The organism is Chitinophaga alhagiae (assembly GCF_003568665.1).
GTDB lineage: Bacteria > Bacteroidota > Bacteroidia > Chitinophagales > Chitinophagaceae > Chitinophaga > Chitinophaga alhagiae.
Genome location: NZ_QXMH01000006.1, coordinates 46,263 through 64,255, shown reverse-complemented (window position 1 = coordinate 64,255; position 17,993 = coordinate 46,263). Strand labels below are relative to the sequence as shown.

Here is a 17,993-nt window from a genome sequence, read left to right as displayed (position 1 = left end):
AGGCCCTGCAAGAAAATAAAATGCATTCTTTACGCCCCAAAAAAATCTCCATGAACAGGTTCAGCAAAACGGCGCGGTTAACCGCATTTTTCCTGCTTACCGGCGCCGCCCTTTCATTTGCACAGCAAACAGCCACCGGCTTTGTGTTTCATGATGCGAACGGCAACGGCAAAAAAGACAGGAAAGAAGCAGGTATTGCCAATGTATCCGTGAGCAACGGGGTGGACGTGGTGGCAACAGATGCCCGCGGCCGCTACCAGTTGCCCGTAGGCAACGATAACATTCTTTTTGTGATCAAGCCTTCCGGCTACAAAGTGCCGGTGAACGAACTGCAGCAACCGCAGTATTATTATATCCACAAACCCGCCGGCTCGCCCGCCCTGAAGTACAAAGGCGTTGCGCCTACAGGAAAGTTGCCTTCTTCTGTAGATTTTCCGCTTACGCCCTCCGAAGAGAGCGGTAACTTTACCGCCCTTGTTTTTGGAGACCCGCAACCATACACGCTGGATGAGATCGGGTATTTTTCAGAAGGCATTGTGGCCGAAGTGAGAGGCATTGCCAATATCGCCTTTGGCCTGAGCCTGGGAGACCTGGTGGGAGACAACCTAGACCTGCACAATCCTTACATCAAAGCGGTCAAAGAAGTAGGGCTGCCCTGGTACAATCTGATGGGCAACCATGACATGAACTACGACGCCGTGGCGGATTCCCTGTCTGACGAGTCTTTTGAAGCCTCCTTCGGCCCCGCCAACTACGCTTATAACTACGGTAACGCACACTTCATTGTGCTGGACGATATCCTGTACCCCGATCCGCGGGATGGCAAAGGTTACTGGGGCGGTTTTCGCAAAAGCCAGCTGGATTTTATCGAGAACGATCTGAAGCAGGTGCCGAAAGACAAGCTCATTGTACTGGCGTTCCACATACCGCTGATGCACCACGAAGAGAACGCGTTCAGGAATGCAGACCGCCAGCGCCTGTTCGACATCCTGAAAGACTATCCCCACACGCTTTCCCTCTCCGCCCATACCCACCTGCAGCGCCAGAACTTTTACGGAAAGGCGGACGGCTGGCGCCAGGAGAAACCGCATCACGAGTATAACGCCGGCACTACGTCCGGAGACTGGTACTCCGGTGGCATCACCGGCAAAGGTGTGCCCGACGGTACTATGAGAGACGGTACGCCGCGCGGCTACGCCTTCCTGAACATCAGCAATAACCAGTATACAATTGACTATAAAGTGGCCGGCGCGCCGAAAGAATACCAGATCAAACTGTTCCACCCCAAAGTGGTGAACCAGCAGCGAGGTACGGCCGCAGGTATTTTTGCCAACTTTTTCATGGGAGATAAAAGCAGCAAGGTAGCATACAAGGTGGGCAACGGTAACTGGAAGAAGATGACGTATGTGGAAGAAGCAGACCCGGCCTATGCGTTGGAGCTGTTCAAGTGGGACACCGCCGAAGAGCTGCTGCCGGGGCGCCGCCCTTCCAACCCTGAAAACTGCACCCACCTCTGGCGGGGCGCGGTTCCCAAAGGTTTGCCGGCAGGTGAGCACGTTATAGAAGTGCGTGCCACAGATATGTTCGGCAGAACTTTCACACAAACCGGCAAGATCCGCTACGAACTACCGAAGTAAGTTCCACGCCACCATAAAAGGGTGTACCGGAAGGTGCGCCCTTTATTTTTTGAGTATCTTGCAGGCAAACAGCCATGTTATGCAAAAAACAACCACATTCCTGATGTTCTCCGGTCCGCAGTTCGGCAAGGCGGAAGAAGCCATGAAGCTGTATATTTCGCTGTTTAAAGACTCCTCTGTTAAACATGCGGAATATTTCAAGGCGGGTGAGCAGGGCGGCCGCGAAGGCACCGTAAAACATGCCACCTTTTTGCTGGCGGGGCAGGAGTATATGGTCATAGACAGCATGTACGATCATGCCTTTAACTTTACGCCTTCGATGTCTATTTATGTGCAGTGCGAAGATGAAGCGGAGCTGGACAGGCTCTACGGCGTATTGTCTGATCAGGGTCGTGTGATGATGGCGCCCAGCAACTACGGCTTCAGCAAAAAATTTACCTGGATAGCTGACCGGTACGGAGTTTCATGGCAGCTGAACCTGCAGGAATGATCAGGCGTTAACGATCTTTACCGCATCCCAGACCTTCAAAAATGTTGTTCCCTTTACGGGCCATTTGCCCCTTCACCTTGCCGCTGTGTGCGCCCGTACCCACCGCTGCCGGCACTTTACCAGCAAATAATCTTAATTTAGGGGAACACCAATGTTCCATGTTATGAAACAAGCCCGCAGGTTGTTCCTGAAAACAATGGCTACCCTTCCCGTACTGGCCGCGGCGCCCGCGGCATGGCTGCCCGCTGCCGCAAAACCACTGCCCGCAACGCACAAGCTCCGCCTCAGCCTTAATGCCTATTCATTCAATACGCTGCTGCGCAACGGCAGCATGGACCTGGACGGCCTGTTGGAATTTTGCGCCGCTTTGCCGCTGGACGCGGTAGACCTTACCGGTTATTATTTTCCCGGCTACCCCGCCGTTCCGCCAGACGAATATATTTACCACATCAAACAAAAGGCCTTCCGGCTGGGGCTGGATATCAGCGGCACGGGCGTACGTACGGACTTTACGCAGGCAGATGCCGCTAAAAGACAGGCAGACGTGCAGTTGGTAAAAAACTGGGTGGTGGCGGCTTCCAAGCTGGGCGCGCCGGTGATCAGGATATTTGCAGGCGCGGAAGCTCCCGCCGGTGAAACATGGGGGCAGGTGGCGGCCCGCATGATGGAGCACGTGCAGGAATGTGTGGCTTTCGGGAAAGAACATGGCGTGATGATAGGCCTGCAGCACCACAACGATTTTATTAAAACCGCGGAACAGGTACATACCATTTGCCGGATGAACACGTCTCCCTGGTTCGGCCTCATTCTTGATACCGGCAGCTACCAAACGGGAGACCCATACCGCCAGATTGCGGAAACCGCAAAATACGCAGTGAACTGGCAGCTGAAAGAGAACGTGTTCATTAACGGCAAAGCGGCGCCGGCAGACCTGGACAAGATCATCAGCGCGGTGAAGGCCAGCGGTTACCGCGGCTACCTGCCGGTAGAAACGCTTGGCCCGGGAGACCCGAAGGAAAAGGTGCCGGTTTTTGTGGAAAAGGTGAGAAAGGTGTTGTATGGCTGATAGTGCTGGTTTTTGCAATGCATTGCTGTAACAAGCATTAAGCGGCCGCTGGCAGGATCAATTTGTTCTCAAATACCTGCCTGTTAGTGACTGCGGCGCATTCACCAGTTCCGCCGGCCGCCCTTCAAAGATCACGTTCCCGCCCTTTCTGCCGCCTTCCGGCCCCATGTCTATCACCCAGTCCGCATTACGGATCACGTCTACATTGTGCTCTATCACGATCACGGTGTTGCCGCCGTTAACGAGGTGGTCTATAATGGCCAGCAGGTGCCCCACGTCAGACATGTGCAGGCCGGTGGTAGGCTCGTCCAGCACATAAATGCTGCCTTGCTTGTGCAGCTCTCCGGCCAGCTTGATGCGCTGGCATTCCCCGCCTGAAAGCGTGCTGAGCGGCTGCCCCAGGGTGAGATAGTCCAGCCCCACATCGTAAATGGCCTGCAGGCGTTTTTTCAGTTCTTTCTTGTCAAAAAAATGCAGCGCCTGCTGCACGGTCATTTCCAGTACATCGGCAATGGATTTGTTTTTCAGCCTATAATCCAGTACTTCCGCGCTGAACCGCTTGCCGCCACAGGTTTCGCAGGGCGTGCGGATGGCTTCCATAAAGGCCAGGTCTGTATAGATAAAACCAAGGCCTTCACAATCCGGGCAGGCGCCTTTGGAATTGTAGCTGAAGAGCCCTGCGTTCACTTTGTTCTCTTTGGCAAAAAGGCGCCGGATGTCGTCCATAATACCGGTATACGTGGCGGGGTTGGAGCGGATGTTGGTGCTCACGGCAGACTGGTCTATGTTGACGGCCTCCGGTACCTGCATCAGCAGCGCTCCGTTGATCAGCGAACTTTTGCCGGAACCGGCCACGCCTGTTACTACGGTGAAAATGCCGGTAGGGATGTTCACGCTGACATTTTTCAGGTTGTTGCGGGTGGCGCCGGCAATGGAGATATGACCGGTGGCCTGGCGGCAGGTTTCCCGGAGCGGCAGGCTGCGGCTCATATATTGGCCGGTAAGGGTGGGGGCCTGCAGCAGCCCGGCTACATCCCCTTCGTACACTACCTGCCCGCCTTTGGTGCCCGCGTGTGGCCCTACGTCTACAATGTGGTCTGCCGTTCTGATCACTTCCGGGTCATGCTCCACTACCAGCAGCGTGTTGCCCTTGTCCCGCAGCTTGCGCAAGGTCTCGTTCAGCCGGTGTACATCCCGCGGGTGCAGGCCAATGCTGGGCTCGTCAAAAATGTAAATGGTTTCCGTAAGGCTGCTGCCCAGGTGCCGCACCATTTTGATACGCTGGGACTCGCCGCCTGAAAGGGTTGCGGTTTCCCGGTTGAGGCTGAGATATTCCAGGCCGATATCTATCATATGCTGCAGCCTGTCAGCAATGGCAGGCGCCAGCGTGGCGGCCGCGGGTGCTGTGATCTGCCGGATGTGGCCGATGAGGTCCGTTATTTCCATGGCGGCCAGCTCTGCAATATTGAAGCCGTTGATGCGGCAGTTGAGCGCCGCCTGGTTTAGGCGGGCGCCCTGGCATACGTTGCAGTGGCTGTACACCAGGTAACGGTCAAGGTTGCTGAGGGTAGATTCTGCCAGAGAGCTGGTATCTCTTTTGATGTACATGCGGTTAAACCGTTCAATTACGCCTTCCGGCTCCTTGCCGTACAGCAGCGCGTTCCATTCTTCTTCCGTGTAATTGCCCAATTTCTTGTCCAGGTCAAACCGGCCGGAGTGGGCATAGGTATTCCAGTACCAGGAGCCGGTGTTGAAAATGGGAAAGAGAATACCGCCTTCGTTGAGGGAAAGGTTTTTGTCAAAGACCTTGTTCAGGTTGGCTTCCACACGCTTTCCCAGGCCGTTGCAGGCAGGGCACATGCCGGCGGGGTCATTAAAGGAAAAGGCGTTGGAATAACCGGCATACGGTTGGCCTGCCCGGGAAAACAACAGGCGCACCAGGGAGTAGATATCTGTAATGGTACCTACGGTGGAGCGGGAGTTGCCGCCGATCTTTTTCTGGTCTATCACAATGGCGGTAGAAAGGTTCTCAATAGCGTCAGCGTCGGGCTTTTTGGCCCTTGGCAGGAAGTTCTGCACAAAGGTGGTAAAGGTCTCGTTCAGCTGGCGCCGGGCTTCGGCCCCAATAGTCTCAAAGGCCAGCGAGCTTTTGCCCGAGCCGGATACGCCGGTGAACACGGTGATGCTGCCCCGGGGAATGCGCAGGCTCACATTTTTCAGGTTGTTTTCCCGCGCGCCCCTGATCTCGATAAATGATTGTTGCATAGTAGTGTTTTAAGAAAGTACGGAACAGGTAAAATTGTGCTGTCTGAAAAGGGCGATCACCTTTTGGGTGATATCTTCCGCGGAGCATATCCGGAAAATTTTATCGCAGTCTTCCAGGTCAAAATTGCAGGTGCAACCGGGAAATGCCGCCGCGCATAAGGATTCCATTCTGGCAGCATCCGCAGGCTGCAAAACATTTGTTGAAAAAACTTCCACCATAGATCGGGTTTCGGCAAAGATGCGCCGGTACAAAAAAAGCGGCCCCTCCGCGCGGGATTTTTAACCCGCAGGAACGGATTTTTCCCCTTCTTTTTTCGCGGGGCGGCAAAAAAGTGCTACCTTTTCACCCTTATTTCCATTACCATTTATGAGCAAAAAAGATATGCACCCGAGGCTGTTCCCGGAAGGCGGCAGGGAATATCATTATATTGATGACAGGGGCGCCAGCAGCCGCATTGTTGTGAAAGAAGACTATCTGCCCGGCGCGTCCGTTTTTTTTGCCAGCAGTGAACAGCAGCAGGAGGTAAGGATGCGGGAGCGGCAGGAAAAGCCGATGCTGGCCATGTATTTTTCACTGGAAGGAGATACCGGCTCCCAGCCGGAAACCAATGACTCCTACATGTTGAAAGGCCAACAGCACATACTCTGCTACACGCCCCGCTTTGAAGGGTACTACCTGCTCAACAGCCCCAGGGTCAGCAATTTCGGGGTCATACTGGAAGAATCCTTTTTCCGCCGGTTGTACATGGAGGACATGGACTGCCTGAAACGTTTCTGGGACAAGGTGCATGCCGGCCGGGAAGCGGATATTGCGCCCGGCCCCATGGCGGTTACGGCGCGCCAGCTGTCACTGATACGGGACATGGCGCATTGCGGTTTTACCGGGCAGATGCGGCAGCTGTACCTGGAATCCAAAATTGTAGAACTGTTCCTGCTGCAGGCGGAGCAGGCGGAAGAGCTGAAAGGCATGCCGCCCGTGCAACTGGCGGCAACGGACATAGACCGGCTGCACGCCGCCAAGGCTTACATCAGGCAGCATATGTTTGAAACGCTCAGCCTGCAGCAGATATCAAGAGAAAGCGGGTTGAACGAGTTCAAGCTGAAGAAAGGTTTCCGGGAACTGTTCCATACCACCGTGTTCGGCTACCTCAACGAACTGAAAATGAACTATGCCCGCCAGTTGCTGCTCAACAGCCGCTGCACCGTACTGGAGGCCGCTTACAGTGTGGGCTACAGTGAGCCGTACAGCTTTACCCGCGCGTTCAGGAAACACTTCGGGTATTTACCCAGCGAGCTGAAACGTTGATGTGCCGCTTTTACCGGAAAACAGATACAACCCCGCAGCGCCTGCTCCCATAGCTGCTATGAAGGGATGTGCCCGCAACTTTTATTTTCTACTAAAATTTTAGCAGATGCTAGAATTGCCCGATTAATTTTTCTATTTTTTCAGATCGATCACAAACGGAAAACACATGAAAGGAATTATTCCACTGCTTTTGTTGCTGCTGGTTGCCCCTTGCCTGAAAAGCCAGCAGGTATCTATAGACACCATTTTTACACCCCCGGCCGAATACCGCAATGATTATGGCAAATTCCGCTCCCCGCTGAAGTTTTATGACGGCAGTATGGTAAAGAACGCGAAAGACTGGCAACGCCGCAGAACAGAGATCCGCAACAGGTGGCACCAGCTGATGGGCGCCTGGCCCGCGGTGAATACCACGCAAACGCTGCAGTACCTGGACTCTATGCGCCGGGATAACTTCATGCAATACAAAGTGCGTTTCAAATGGACACCGCTTGAGAGTACGGACGGCTATTTGCTGGTGCCGGACGGGCAGGGAAAGAAACCCGCCGTTATCACCGTGTTCTATGAGCCGGAAACCGCCATAGGGCAGGGAGGAAAGGCCTACCGCGATTTTGCGTACCAGCTGGCCCGGCGCGGTTTTGTAACGCTTTCCATTGGCACCACGCAGGCCTCTAAAGACAAGACCTTTTCCATTTATTACCCGGACCTGCAGCACGCCGCCGTACAACCGCTCTCCATGCTGGCCTACGCGGCGGCCACGGCATGGGAAGTGCTGGCCAAAGTGCCCGGGGTAGATGCCCAACGCATCGGCATTATGGGGCACTCCTTCGGCGGCAAATGGGCCATGTTCGGTTCCTGCCTGTATGACAAGTTTGCCTGTGCCGTATGGTCAGACCCGGGCATCGTATTTGAACAAACCAACGAAAGCATCAACTACTGGGAGCCCTGGTACCTGGGCTATACGCCCAAGCCCTGGCGCAAAAGGGGCCTGGTAACCCCGGAGAACCCCTCCGGCGGCCTGTACCCGAAACTGTTGGCGCAGGGGTATGACCTGCATGAGCTGCACGCGTTGATGGCGCCGCGGCCTTTCCTCGTTTCAGGCGGCCACGAAGACCCTCCCCAACGCTGGGTGCCGCTGAACCACGCTATTGCCGTGAACACCCTGCTGGGTTACAAAAACCGCGTGGCCATGACCAACAGGCCGGAGCATTCTCCCAACGCTATTTCTAATGAGCAAGCCTATCTGTTCCTCGAAAAATTCCTCAAAAAATAACAAGATGTCCAAGTTCAACAGTATTCTCCTCTTCCTCGTCTTATGCTGCAGTACCGCTTTTTCACAGCCGGTTGAGCAACTGGTAAAAGTGATGGTGGCGCCTGAACATACAGACTGGACCTACCGCCCCGGCGAAAAAGTGAAATTCACCGTAACGGTATTTGAAAATGGCAACCCGCTGAAAGACGTAAAGATCAGTTACGAAGTGGGGCCGGAAAAAATGAAGCCCCTGAAAAAGGAAACCACCGTGCTGAAGAACGGTACCATGGTGATAGACGGCGGTACCATGAACACGCCGGGTTTTCTCCGCTGCGCCATAGTGGCGGAAGTAAAGGGCAAAAATTATCGCCGCATCGCTACAGCCGGCTTTGCGCCTTCTTCCATTCAGCCTACTGTTGCCCTGCCGGCAGACTTTTCAGATTTCTGGAACAAAGGCAAGGCGGAGTTGGCCAAAATACCGGTTGACGCCCGTACAACGCTGCTGCCGGAACGGTGTACGGAAAAAGTGAACGTATACCATGTGAACATGCAGGGGTACGGCAACTCCCGTCTTTATGGCATTTTATGCGTACCGAAAAAAGAAGGGAAGTACCCGGCCATACTGCGGGTACCCGGTGCGGGCGTACGCCCTTACGGCGGAGACATCTACCGCGCGGAGCAGGGTTTTATTACGCTGGAAATAGGCATCCATGGCGTGCCGGTGAACCTGGACCCGGGCGTGTACACCAGCCTGGGCAGCGGCGCCCTGTACGGCTACCCGTCTTTCAATATGGAAGACAAAGACCGTTACTACTACAAACGCGTGTACCTGAACTGTGTGCGCGCCAACGACTTCCTGACTGGCCTGCCCGAATATGATGGCGCCAACCTGGGCGTGATGGGCGGCAGCCAGGGCGGCGCGCTGTCTATTGTTACCGCTTCGCTGGATGCGCGCGTGAAATACCTGGCCGCCATGTACCCCGCGCTGTGCGATGTTACCGGCTATACAAAAGGCCGCGCCGGCGGCTGGCCCCACCTGTTCCGGAACGAGCCTGTGAGCAAGGATGCCCTGGCCACGGCCGGGTATTATGATGTGGTGAATTTTGCCAAAGGCCTGAAAGTACCGGGCTATTATACCTGGGGGTATAACGATGAAACCTGCCCGCCTACATCCATGTATGCCGCTTATAACAGCATCTCCGCGCCTAAAGACCTGTACCTGCTGCTGGAAACCGGGCATGCCGTATGGCCGGAACAACAGGAGCTGCTGGGTGGCTGGCTGATGAAGCAACTTAAAAAATAACGAATTTCCTTCAATTAAATACAGGAGTTTCTACGCAATTTTACAGGAATCTTTCTCCCTACCTTTGGGGAGAAAGATTTTTTTTGACCCCAAAAACTGGCAGGTAAAAGGCCTCCTGCACTATGCGGAAAGGCTCCTGTACCGTTTGGCATACATTCACTTCCTCTGGAAACGCTTTGCCGTACACCGCGTACGGATATTTATTTTTTCTGACCCCAAAAATTGAAAAAATGGCAACCCCCATTTCATTGCCGGTAACTTTGCAAAGCAAGCCGGCTGAAGATCTATCACTGATGGCCTTTGCCTTTGACCGGAAAGGCCAGCTGGTGGAAAAAGCACCCGTAGTAAAAGGTAAGGCAGACTTCAAATCGCTTGACCAGCCTGCCAGGGAGTACCGCTTCGTGATTGCCCCCCGGCACGAAAAAACGGAAAGCGCGGATTCCCTGCAGATATTGCTGGACCTGAAGGCGTACGAGCCCGTACTGGAATTTGACGCCAAAGGCAACATCAGCATTCTGCCCGTGCCAGACAGTTACATTCGCTTCTGGCCCATCCGAAAATGCCGTGTGAAAGGCAAGCTGATAAAGGCGTTTACGGTGCATGGCGTTACGGAAGATAAACCGGTATGCCGCGCCAGGGTGCATATCTGCGAAGTAGACAAAATAGCCTGGCTGCTCCCGAAGATCCCCGATTTTATTATTGAGCGCATCCCGGATTATGTGCTGGAGCCAGATCTGCCCATTCCGTTGCCCGAACCATGGCCAGACCCCATAGGGCCCATTGCCTTGCCGGAACGCTTCAACACGCCGCTGAAACCGGTGGCGGGCAACCGGCTCTTCAGCCCCCTGGCGGCGCCGGGCGCTACCGTGCGCAAACAGAAAATAGGCAGCACGGAGATCAAAATAGAAGAAAGCAAACTGGCCGCCAGTATTTCACCGGAGATCAAAGCTGCGCTTTCTACCCGCAACATTGGCACCATCCGCAAAACCCTGCTGGAAAACATCCAGGTGTTCCATCCTATTTTCTGCAAGATACCTTTCCTCTGGCCCTACTTTTACCGGCACGATGAGATCAAAGTGGTGTACACGGACGATTTCGGCCGCTTCGACACGGAAATATCCTACTTCATTTTCGGAGACAAACCAGACCTGTATTTCTGGGTGGAATACCTGATAGACGGGGTGTGGACTACCGTGTACCGTCCCGGGATAGCCTGCCACACCTGGTGGGATTATGTTTGCGGTTCCGAAGTAACGCTCCGCATCACAGACCCGCGCGTGCCCTGGCGCTGCGGCAACATCCTCTACGGCAGCACCGTTTGGGTCAAAACCATTGGTGAAAGCACCAATGTGTCAAGGATCAGGCAAAGTCCCACTACGGCCACTACCGCCCATGGCCACGTGTATCACGAACAGGGGCTTACGGACGTATCGCTAGACCATAGCCCCAACCGCTTTGGCGGCTACCGCAGGCCATTTGGCGGTGTCATCTCCATCAGGGTGCAATTCAGCTTTGACCTGCCCAGCAATAACATCAAGTACTACCGCTGGAGCGCCCGCAAAATAAAGAACGCGGACATGACGCCGGCTTCCAGCCCCTGGATGCCGCTGGCTAACCCGGTGGCCAAAGGGTACGCCTACAGCTACCTGGTAGGTGCCGTTATCAAGCCGGATGGTTACGCCACGTATCCCCTTGGCCCCCTGGTGGTGGGCGGTTCACCAAACCTCTTTATCATTCCGCCGGTAGAACCCTCTGCCATTGCGCCGTCAGGCCAGTTGTTCCCCTGGTGGTCTACCGGGCAAGACACGTTCTGTGTCAACTTTGACAGCGACGCCCTGCAGGGAGACGGGCTGTATGAACTGAAAATGGAGCTGTTCAGATCAAACGGCACACTGGCCGCCGTAGCGCCGTCTGTATACCAAATGCCGCACCCAGACACCTTTACGCCTATCATTGACGCCCCGTCCGTTAACCTGGAGCTGAACGGTTCCGGCCAGGCGGTGGCTTTCAAAATGCTGATGCGGTTTGACAATAATGCGGCGGAAGGGGAGATCTACAAAATAAAAACAGACCCGGAAAACGATGGCACGTATGTAGACGCATCGCCGGACTGTTGCGGTTTTGTACCCTACAACAGCGCTGCAGACACCAATAACCAGGTACGCATCAGCTTCAGGGCGTACCAGCCGCATAACTTTGCAGACTTTGTGTTGAGCGTGATCAAAGGCACCTGCGGAGATACGCTGGCCAGCGATTCCGCCATGGTGATAGGCAGTACGGCAAAATACACGCGCAATTTTCAGAGCGTGTTCTCGCATGACTATTCGCCGAAAGACCTGCTGGGCGAATGCTCGCTGAAGATAGTAGACGGCGCGCAGGTAGAAGGGAAGGCCGCCTTTGCGGAACTGCTGCATGTGCAGCCGCTGGCGGTGAACGGTACCTCACAGGTATTTGGTAACATTAATACGGCTGCAGCATTTGCACTGGAGCCAGCGTGATGGGATATGATGCAAAAAAAGGCTGGTCCATTGACCAGCCTTTTTTATGGGCTTATTGATAAAAGCGAATATCCGGCCTCAGCTTGCAAGGTTCTGCAAGGCCAGCCAGGTCATTAGCCCGGCGCCGGTTTCCAGCGAGCTTTCGTCTACATTAAAAGTAGCGGTGTGCAACCCGGACGTAATGCCCCGCGCCTTGTTACCCACACCCAGCCTGTAAAAGCAGGCATCCGTGATCTGGGAGTAGGCGGCAAAGTCTTCCGCGGCCATCCAGATGTCCAGGTCCGTTACATTCTCCTTGCCTACAAACTCTTCCGTATGTGTACGGGTTTGTGCAGTGAGGCGTTCGTTGTTGTAGAGCACGGGATAGCCTACCTTGATGAATATCTCACACTGCCCGCCCATGCTTTCCACAATGGAAACGGCCATTTTTTTGATGCGGCGGTGCGCTTCAAAACGCCATTCTTCGTCCATTGTTCTGAAAGTGCCGTCTATGGTGACTTTATCCGGGATCACATTGTGCGCCCCGTCTGCTATCACGCGGCCAAACGTTAACACGGAGGGGGTGGTGGGATTGGCGTGGCGGCTTACCACCTGCTGCAGCCCGGTAATAAGGTGGCTGGTGATGAGCACGGGGTCTACCGTGGTGTGAGGCATGGCGCCATGGCCGCCCTTTCCCGTTACCGTGATATAGATCTCGTCTGCGCTGGCCATGTAGCGGCCTGCGCGGAAACCGATCTTCCCGGTTTCCAGCTCCGGCATTACATGTTGCCCCAGGATATTGTAGGGGCGAGGGTTTTCAAGTACGCCTTCTTTGATCATCATGCTGGCCCCGCCCGGCACGGTTTCTTCTCCCGGCTGAAAGATGAGCTTCAGCTTTCCCGCAAAGGAATCGCGCAGCCGCAGCAGGATGGCGGCCGTGGTGAGCAGGGAGGTGGTATGCACATCGTGCCCGCAGGCATGCATCACGCCGGGGAACTTTGAGGCGTAGGGCACCTCGTTCTTTTCGTGGATGGGCAATGCGTCAATGTCTGCCCGCAACGCCAGCACACGGTCCGAGGGGGCCTGCGTGCCTTCTATCATGGCTACCAGGCCGGTGTTGGCCATCCGCTGGTAGGGAATGCCCATGGCATCCAGCTTGCCGGCAATGAACGCCGCGGTGTTGAACTCCATGAATGACAGCTCCGGGTTGGCATGCAGGTGTCTCCTAGTTTCAATGGCTTGCGGCAGCAGTTCATGCGCCAGCGCCCGGACCTTTTCTTTCAGCATATACAGATCATATTTTGTCTTTCTCCAGGAACGAACGCACAAAATCATCGTCCGTCAATTCAGGATAGGCGGCGGTGACCCGGTCAATTTCCTCCAGCTGGCCCGGAGACAGTTGCTCCTTGTCTTCGATGCACCAAATGCCCTCCAGCAGCCCCTGCCTGCGCAGCACTTCGTGAATGCCCGCAATGGAGCCCCGGAAAGCGTTGGCCGGGTCAAACAGTGCGGCGTTCATATCTGTTACCGCTATCCCTTTCCGCAGCAACGCATCCTGTCCGCCGGTTTTGATCTCGGCAAACAGCTCCGTTACCTTTTTTGTCCATACGGACCAGTGACCCAGCAGGCCGCCGGCAAATTTTTTCTCTACCATTTTGCCGTTCACCGGAAAGCGGTAGGTGGTGAGCAGGTCGGCCACAATATTATCGTCGTTGCCGGTGTACAGCGCTATCTCGTCACGGCGGGGAGAGCTGCACACGGCCCGCACCACGTCAAGCGTCTGGTAGCGGTTGAACGGGGCCGTTTTAACGGCCATTACGTTCGGGATGTTCACCATCTGCTCCCAGAAGCGGTAGCTCAATATACGGCCGCCAACGCTGGGCTGGAGGTAAAACCCGAAAACCGGGATCACTTCCGCCACGGCGGCAATGTGTTTCACCAGCTGGTCTTCAGAATAATCTTTCAGGCCGCCGAGGCTCACCAGCCCCAGGTCGTACCCGTAAGATACGGCAAGCCGGGCTTCCGCCAAAGCCTGTTCTGTAGGCCCGCAAATGCCGGCCACTTTGATAAAGGGCCGTTGCAGGCCTGCTTTGGTAATTTCTTCCGCGGCCAGGCGCAGCACGGTTTCATACAAGTTCACTTCCGGCTTGCGGATCTCGAACTGCGTGGTATGCACGCCCACGGCCACGCCGCCCGCACCGGCGGCTATGTAATAACGGGTAAGGCGCCGTTGCCGGGCCTCATCCAGCCGCCGCTCCGCTGTTAGCGCCAGCGGATGCGCCGGTATCACGGTACCGGCATATAATAGTTCTTTAACAGAAGGGTTCATTGCTTGTATTTGACTGGATTAAAACTTGCCCGCCCTTTCCTGGAAATGGGTGGGTTTCTGGATAGTGGCGCCGCCAGATTGCAGCCAGGCCGCCGTTAACTCGATCATCTGCTGCAGGCCTACCCTCGGGTAGCCGAACAGGCGGAAGCTCTCCGCGGCATTGCTCAGCAGGGCCATCGGCTGCTCCTCATGCAGGAACTGCGGCGTTTTGCCCAGCAGTTTGCCGAACTGCTCGGCTATCCAGCGAACGGCGGCGGTTTCGGGACCGGTTACGTTCAGCAGTTTGCCAGGCACGTTGCAGTGCAGGAAGCTGCGCAGGGCTATTTCATTCGCATCGCCCTGCCATATCACGTTCACATGCCCCATGCGGATGTCTATGGGTTTTTCCGCCAGCACAGACTTGGCTATTTCCAGCAATACGCCGTAACGCAGATCGTTAGCATAGTTGAGGCGGTAAATGAGGATGGGGGTGTTGTGTTTCGAAGAAAAATACTGGAACACGCGCTCGCGCCCCAGGCAAGACTGGCCGTATTCCCCGATGGGGCCGGGAGCCACGCTTTCATCCGCACCGCCGGAAAATACCGGCGTAAAGGGATATACGTTACCGGTGGAATACACCACGATGTTGGCGTTTTTATATTTTTCCGCCACGCGGCCGGGCAGGTAGGCGTTCATGGCCCAGGTAAAAGATTCCTTGCCCGTGGTGCCGAATTTGGTACCGGCCAGGTACAGCACGTTCTTTACATCGGGCAGCGTTTGCAGCGCCGCATCGTCCAGCAGGTCTACCTTGATGGTTTCCACGCCATAAGATTCCAGCTCTTCCCTGAGGCCCGGTTCAGACAGCCGGGAAGCGCCAATAACGCGGCGGGGTACGCCAGATCTGTCTACCGCCTGTTTTGCCAGTTTGGCCAGGCTCGGCCCTATTTTGCCGCCAACGCCCAGCAGCAGTATATCACCTTCCAGCGTTGCCATGTCAGCCACCAATGCGTCTGAAGGTTGCAGCAGCGCATCTACGGTTTCTTGCAAATTGTTCATATAAGTAATTGACTTTTTTTAAGAGAAGAATAACGCCTGTACATTGCTGGCCGCCAGCAGGAACATGATCACCAGCCCCACCGCGCCCACAATGTTGACAAAGCGGGAGTTCTTGTAGGAGCCCATGATCTTTTCATCGTTGGCTACCAGGTAGAGGGCCACGCCAATAAAAGGTACTATAAAAATGGTCACCGCCTGGGCAAGAATGATCAGCTCCAGCGGCAGTTTGCCGAATACGATGGCCACTACGGCGCCAATAACCATGATGACGCCGATGAACAGGCGCACCATACCTGATTTCAGCTGGCCGCCATACCCCAGCGCATCGCCCAGCAGGGTGCCGCCCAGCGCGGCATTGCCTATCACGGAAGAGAAAGACGCCCCGAAAAGCCCGGAGAGGAAGAGCGCGGAGGCGAAATGGCCGAAAATGGGCTCCAGCGCCCGCGCCATGTCCGTAGCGTTGTTAACCGGCAGGTTCTTGACATGCAGTACCGCCGCCGCGCAGATCAGCACAATAGCGCTCAACAGGCCCAGTATCAGCATGCCGGGGTAGGTCTCTTTGGGAGACTGTTTGATGTCAGGCTGCGCCCTTTTCCGTTCCTGCACCAGGTAAGACTGGTACAGCGCTCCTACAATGGAGAAGCAGGAAGCCATAAAAGCGATCACCAGCTTCAGCGACCCTTCCGGCACAACCGGGGCCAGGCCGCTGATAATGCCGCCAATGGAAGGCCTGGAAAAGAGGAGGGTGGTCACAAAGGCCAGCAGCATGAGCGCTATCAGCAGGATCATGATGTTCTGCAGGGTTTTGTAGAACGTTTTGTAGAACAGCAGGGCAATGGCCACCAGGTTGAACACCACTATCCAGATCACGGAATTGGTCTGCGTGGCTTCGCCAATGGCAATGCCCGTACCAATGGAGTTGCCCGCCTGGAAGGATGCACACACCAGGAATACCCCGATGCCGATGGCAATACGGGCGCCGTTGCCCCATTTGCGGCCAATGGTGGTGAGCAGGGACTCGCTGGTGGCAATACCGATGCGGGCAGACATGGTGGTGAATGTGATCATAAAAAAGATAGCTACTACGATCAGCCATATCAGTGCATACCCATATTTAGCCCCCATCATGGACGTGATGGTAATTTTACTGGGGCCAAATACCAGGGCGGCAGTGATAAGCCCCGGGCCGATGGCCTGCAGCCATGCGCGGTATTTGCCGTTGGCCGTTTTTTCCACGGTGGGAAGTGGAGCAGCGGTAGACGTGTTTTCCATGCGTTTGATCAGATTATAATTTTGGTTCCGGATAACGAAAAAGCGGGATATTCGTGTACGTACCCGAAAGTACACAAGATTTGCAAGAATCCAAACATTATTTGTTCTTTGTCCGAATATACCCCTGCCGCCTGCCCCTTCCTTTTTATTCAGGATAATTTTCTACAAAAGATTTGTATTTCCGGAAACATTTACTAATTTCCGGGTGCGTACCCGAAATGCGGGAACGTACATGATAAGCAGCAGATGTGCGAAACAGCAGGGGAGTTACAGGAGAAGGCCGCGTAACCGGCAGAAATGAACGGATATGCACGCAGAGGACGCATGCCGGAACAGTACCGGGCCACTATTATTATTTATTACCGCTGGACCATACCGGCGTTTTTTTGAGCGGTAAGCCGGGTACGTACCCGAAATATATCAGCCATTTGACCTATATTCAGATTCAGCAAGCATCATTAAACGGAACATATTTAAACAGACTATTTCACATGACGCATTTCTATGACCGCCGCAGGTTCCTTCAGACACTGTCTACAGCAGGGGCTGGCGTAGCTCTCAGCACTGTACTTCCCTTTGGCGCAAAGGCCTTTGCCGGTGCAGATGTTATTAAGGTAGGCATCATCGGCGCAGACTCTTCTCACGCCGTAGCCTTCACCAAAAGTTTCCACAACCCCAACCCCGCTCCCGGACTGGAAGGGTTTAAGGTGGTGGCCGTGCTGCCGGAAGCCAGCCCGGACATACCTAATAATGTAAAGCGCCTGCCCGGTTTTGTAGACCAGCTGAAACAGCTGGGCGTTGAGGTGGTAGACTCCATGGACGCACTGCTGTCTAGAGTAGACGCGGTACTGGTAGAGTCTAACGACGGCCGCCCGCACTACCGCCAGGCACTGCCCGCCCTCAAGGCCGGTAAAAGGGTGTTCATAGACAAACCGCTGGCTGCATCCCTGGCAGAAGGCATGGCCATTTTTGAGGCCGCCCGCCAGCATAACACGGCTGTTTTCTCCTGCTCTTCCCTGAGATACATGGAAACCGCGCAGCAGGTGGCAAAAGGCTCCGTTGGCAAAGTGTTTGGCGCAGATACCTACAGCCCCTGCGCGCTGGAAAAAACACATCCTGACATTTTCTGGTACGGCATTCACGGGGTGGAAACCCTCTACACGGTAATGGGCCCCGGCTGCAAATCTGTAAGCAGGTCTCACACAGACAATACAGACGTGGTAGTAGGCACCTGGGAAGACGGCCGCATTGGCAGCTTCCGCGGCAACCGTACCGGCAAGAGCGAATACGGCGGCACGGTTTACGGTGAAAAGGGCAACGCCGTACTGGGCCCCTTCAAAGGCTATGAACCGCTGGTTATCCAGATAGCGGAGTTTTTCAGAACAGGCAAGTCGCCGGTGGCGGAATCGGAAACACTGGAAATACTGGCCTTTATGGAAGCGGCCGATGAAAGCAAGCGCCTGGGCGGTAAACCGGTTGAACTGAAAGCAATGTTTGACAGGGCTAAAAAACATAAGAAGAAAAAGTAACCACACACATTTATTTACATTTTATCACCAAA

Annotated in this window: 13 protein-coding genes; 8 read left to right on the top strand and 5 right to left on the bottom strand. The window is 54.9% G+C overall.

Going from position 1 to position 17,993, the window contains the following annotated elements; all coding sequences use genetic code 11:
- The first annotated feature begins 50 nt into the window (after positions 1-50).
- From D3A97_RS23730 to D3A97_RS23720, 3 genes are all read left to right on the top strand, one after another.
- The gene (locus tag D3A97_RS23730; protein ID WP_119081066.1) at positions 51-1,637 is read left to right on the top strand and encodes a calcineurin-like phosphoesterase C-terminal domain-containing protein; all 1,587 of its coding nucleotides are present in this window, start codon (positions 51-53) and stop codon (positions 1,635-1,637) included.
- 79 nt (positions 1,638-1,716) lie between these two features.
- On the top strand, positions 1,717-2,127 hold the full coding sequence (locus tag D3A97_RS23725; RefSeq protein ID WP_119081065.1) for a VOC family protein: 411 nt from the start codon (positions 1,717-1,719) through the stop codon (positions 2,125-2,127).
- A gap of 163 nt (positions 2,128-2,290) precedes the next feature.
- Positions 2,291-3,193, top strand: a complete 903-nt coding sequence (locus D3A97_RS23720) for a sugar phosphate isomerase/epimerase family protein (protein WP_198674158.1) — start codon at positions 2,291-2,293, stop codon at positions 3,191-3,193.
- A 57-nt stretch (positions 3,194-3,250) separates the two neighbouring features.
- Here D3A97_RS23720 and D3A97_RS23715 read toward each other — a convergent pair whose 3' ends face one another.
- Entirely contained in the window at positions 3,251-5,458 is a 2,208-nt protein-coding gene (locus tag D3A97_RS23715) for an ATP-binding cassette domain-containing protein (protein WP_119081063.1), read from the bottom strand.
- 367 nt (positions 5,459-5,825) lie between these two features.
- Between D3A97_RS23715 and D3A97_RS23710 the strand changes: the two genes are divergently transcribed.
- The 4 genes from D3A97_RS23710 (at position 5,826) to D3A97_RS23695 (ending at position 11,817) form a co-directional block, all read left to right on the top strand.
- A complete protein-coding gene (locus D3A97_RS23710; RefSeq protein WP_119081062.1) occupies positions 5,826-6,764 on the top strand; it encodes a helix-turn-helix transcriptional regulator in 939 nt (312 codons plus the stop codon).
- A gap of 166 nt (positions 6,765-6,930) precedes the next feature.
- The gene (locus tag D3A97_RS23705) at positions 6,931-8,037 is read left to right on the top strand and encodes a prolyl oligopeptidase family serine peptidase (protein WP_119081061.1); all 1,107 of its coding nucleotides are present in this window, start codon (positions 6,931-6,933) and stop codon (positions 8,035-8,037) included.
- Positions 8,038-8,041: 4 nt separating this feature from the next.
- Complete coding sequence (locus D3A97_RS23700) at positions 8,042-9,319, top strand: acetylxylan esterase (RefSeq protein WP_119081060.1); 1,278 nt, start codon at positions 8,042-8,044, stop codon at positions 9,317-9,319.
- Positions 9,320-9,549: 230 nt separating this feature from the next.
- On the top strand, positions 9,550-11,817 hold the full coding sequence (locus D3A97_RS23695; RefSeq protein ID WP_157986730.1) for a hypothetical protein: 2,268 nt from the start codon (positions 9,550-9,552) through the stop codon (positions 11,815-11,817).
- Between the two features lie 78 nt (positions 11,818-11,895).
- Here D3A97_RS23695 and D3A97_RS23690 read toward each other — a convergent pair whose 3' ends face one another.
- The 4 genes from D3A97_RS23690 to D3A97_RS23675 are packed head-to-tail and all read right to left on the bottom strand — an operon-like array spanning position 11,896 to position 16,432.
- Positions 11,896-13,083, bottom strand: coding sequence for a M20 metallopeptidase family protein (locus tag D3A97_RS23690; protein ID WP_119081058.1), 1,188 nt, complete (start codon positions 13,081-13,083; stop codon positions 11,896-11,898).
- Between the two features lie 7 nt (positions 13,084-13,090).
- Positions 13,091-14,125 carry a dihydrodipicolinate synthase family protein gene (locus D3A97_RS23685; protein WP_119081057.1) on the bottom strand — a complete coding sequence of 345 codons (1,035 nt, stop codon included), beginning with the start codon at positions 14,123-14,125 and terminating at the stop codon, positions 13,091-13,093.
- A gap of 18 nt (positions 14,126-14,143) precedes the next feature.
- The gene (locus D3A97_RS23680; RefSeq protein ID WP_119081056.1) at positions 14,144-15,160 is read right to left on the bottom strand and encodes an NAD-dependent epimerase/dehydratase family protein; all 1,017 of its coding nucleotides are present in this window, start codon (positions 15,158-15,160) and stop codon (positions 14,144-14,146) included.
- An 18-nt stretch (positions 15,161-15,178) separates the two neighbouring features.
- On the bottom strand, positions 15,179-16,432 hold the full coding sequence (locus tag D3A97_RS23675) for an Nramp family divalent metal transporter (protein WP_119081055.1): 1,254 nt from the start codon (positions 16,430-16,432) through the stop codon (positions 15,179-15,181).
- A gap of 491 nt (positions 16,433-16,923) precedes the next feature.
- Between D3A97_RS23675 and D3A97_RS23670 the strand changes: the two genes are divergently transcribed.
- Positions 16,924-17,961, top strand: a complete 1,038-nt coding sequence (locus tag D3A97_RS23670) for a Gfo/Idh/MocA family protein (protein WP_119081054.1) — start codon at positions 16,924-16,926, stop codon at positions 17,959-17,961.
- The last annotated feature ends 32 nt before the right edge of the window (positions 17,962-17,993 follow it).

Bases quoted from the DNA above. Each gene is read 5' to 3' on its own strand.
- D3A97_RS23730 (WP_119081066.1), top strand. From the start codon at position 51: ATGAACAGGTTCAGCAAAACGGCGCGGTTAACCGCATTTTTCCTGCTT.
- D3A97_RS23725 (WP_119081065.1), top strand. From the start codon at position 1,717: ATGCAAAAAACAACCACATTCCTGATGTTCTCCGGTCCGCAGTTCGGC.
- D3A97_RS23720 (WP_198674158.1), top strand. From the start codon at position 2,291: ATGAAACAAGCCCGCAGGTTGTTCCTGAAAACAATGGCTACCCTTCCC.
- D3A97_RS23715 (WP_119081063.1), bottom strand. From the start codon at position 5,458: ATGCAACAATCATTTATCGAGATCAGGGGCGCGCGGGAAAACAACCTG.
- D3A97_RS23710 (WP_119081062.1), top strand. From the start codon at position 5,826: ATGAGCAAAAAAGATATGCACCCGAGGCTGTTCCCGGAAGGCGGCAGG.
- D3A97_RS23705 (WP_119081061.1), top strand. From the start codon at position 6,931: ATGAAAGGAATTATTCCACTGCTTTTGTTGCTGCTGGTTGCCCCTTGC.
- D3A97_RS23700 (WP_119081060.1), top strand. From the start codon at position 8,042: ATGTCCAAGTTCAACAGTATTCTCCTCTTCCTCGTCTTATGCTGCAGT.
- D3A97_RS23695 (WP_157986730.1), top strand. From the start codon at position 9,550: ATGGCAACCCCCATTTCATTGCCGGTAACTTTGCAAAGCAAGCCGGCT.
- D3A97_RS23690 (WP_119081058.1), bottom strand. From the start codon at position 13,083: ATGCTGAAAGAAAAGGTCCGGGCGCTGGCGCATGAACTGCTGCCGCAA.
- D3A97_RS23685 (WP_119081057.1), bottom strand. From the start codon at position 14,125: ATGAACCCTTCTGTTAAAGAACTATTATATGCCGGTACCGTGATACCG.
- D3A97_RS23680 (WP_119081056.1), bottom strand. From the start codon at position 15,160: ATGAACAATTTGCAAGAAACCGTAGATGCGCTGCTGCAACCTTCAGAC.
- D3A97_RS23675 (WP_119081055.1), bottom strand. From the start codon at position 16,432: ATGGAAAACACGTCTACCGCTGCTCCACTTCCCACCGTGGAAAAAACG.
- D3A97_RS23670 (WP_119081054.1), top strand. From the start codon at position 16,924: ATGACGCATTTCTATGACCGCCGCAGGTTCCTTCAGACACTGTCTACA.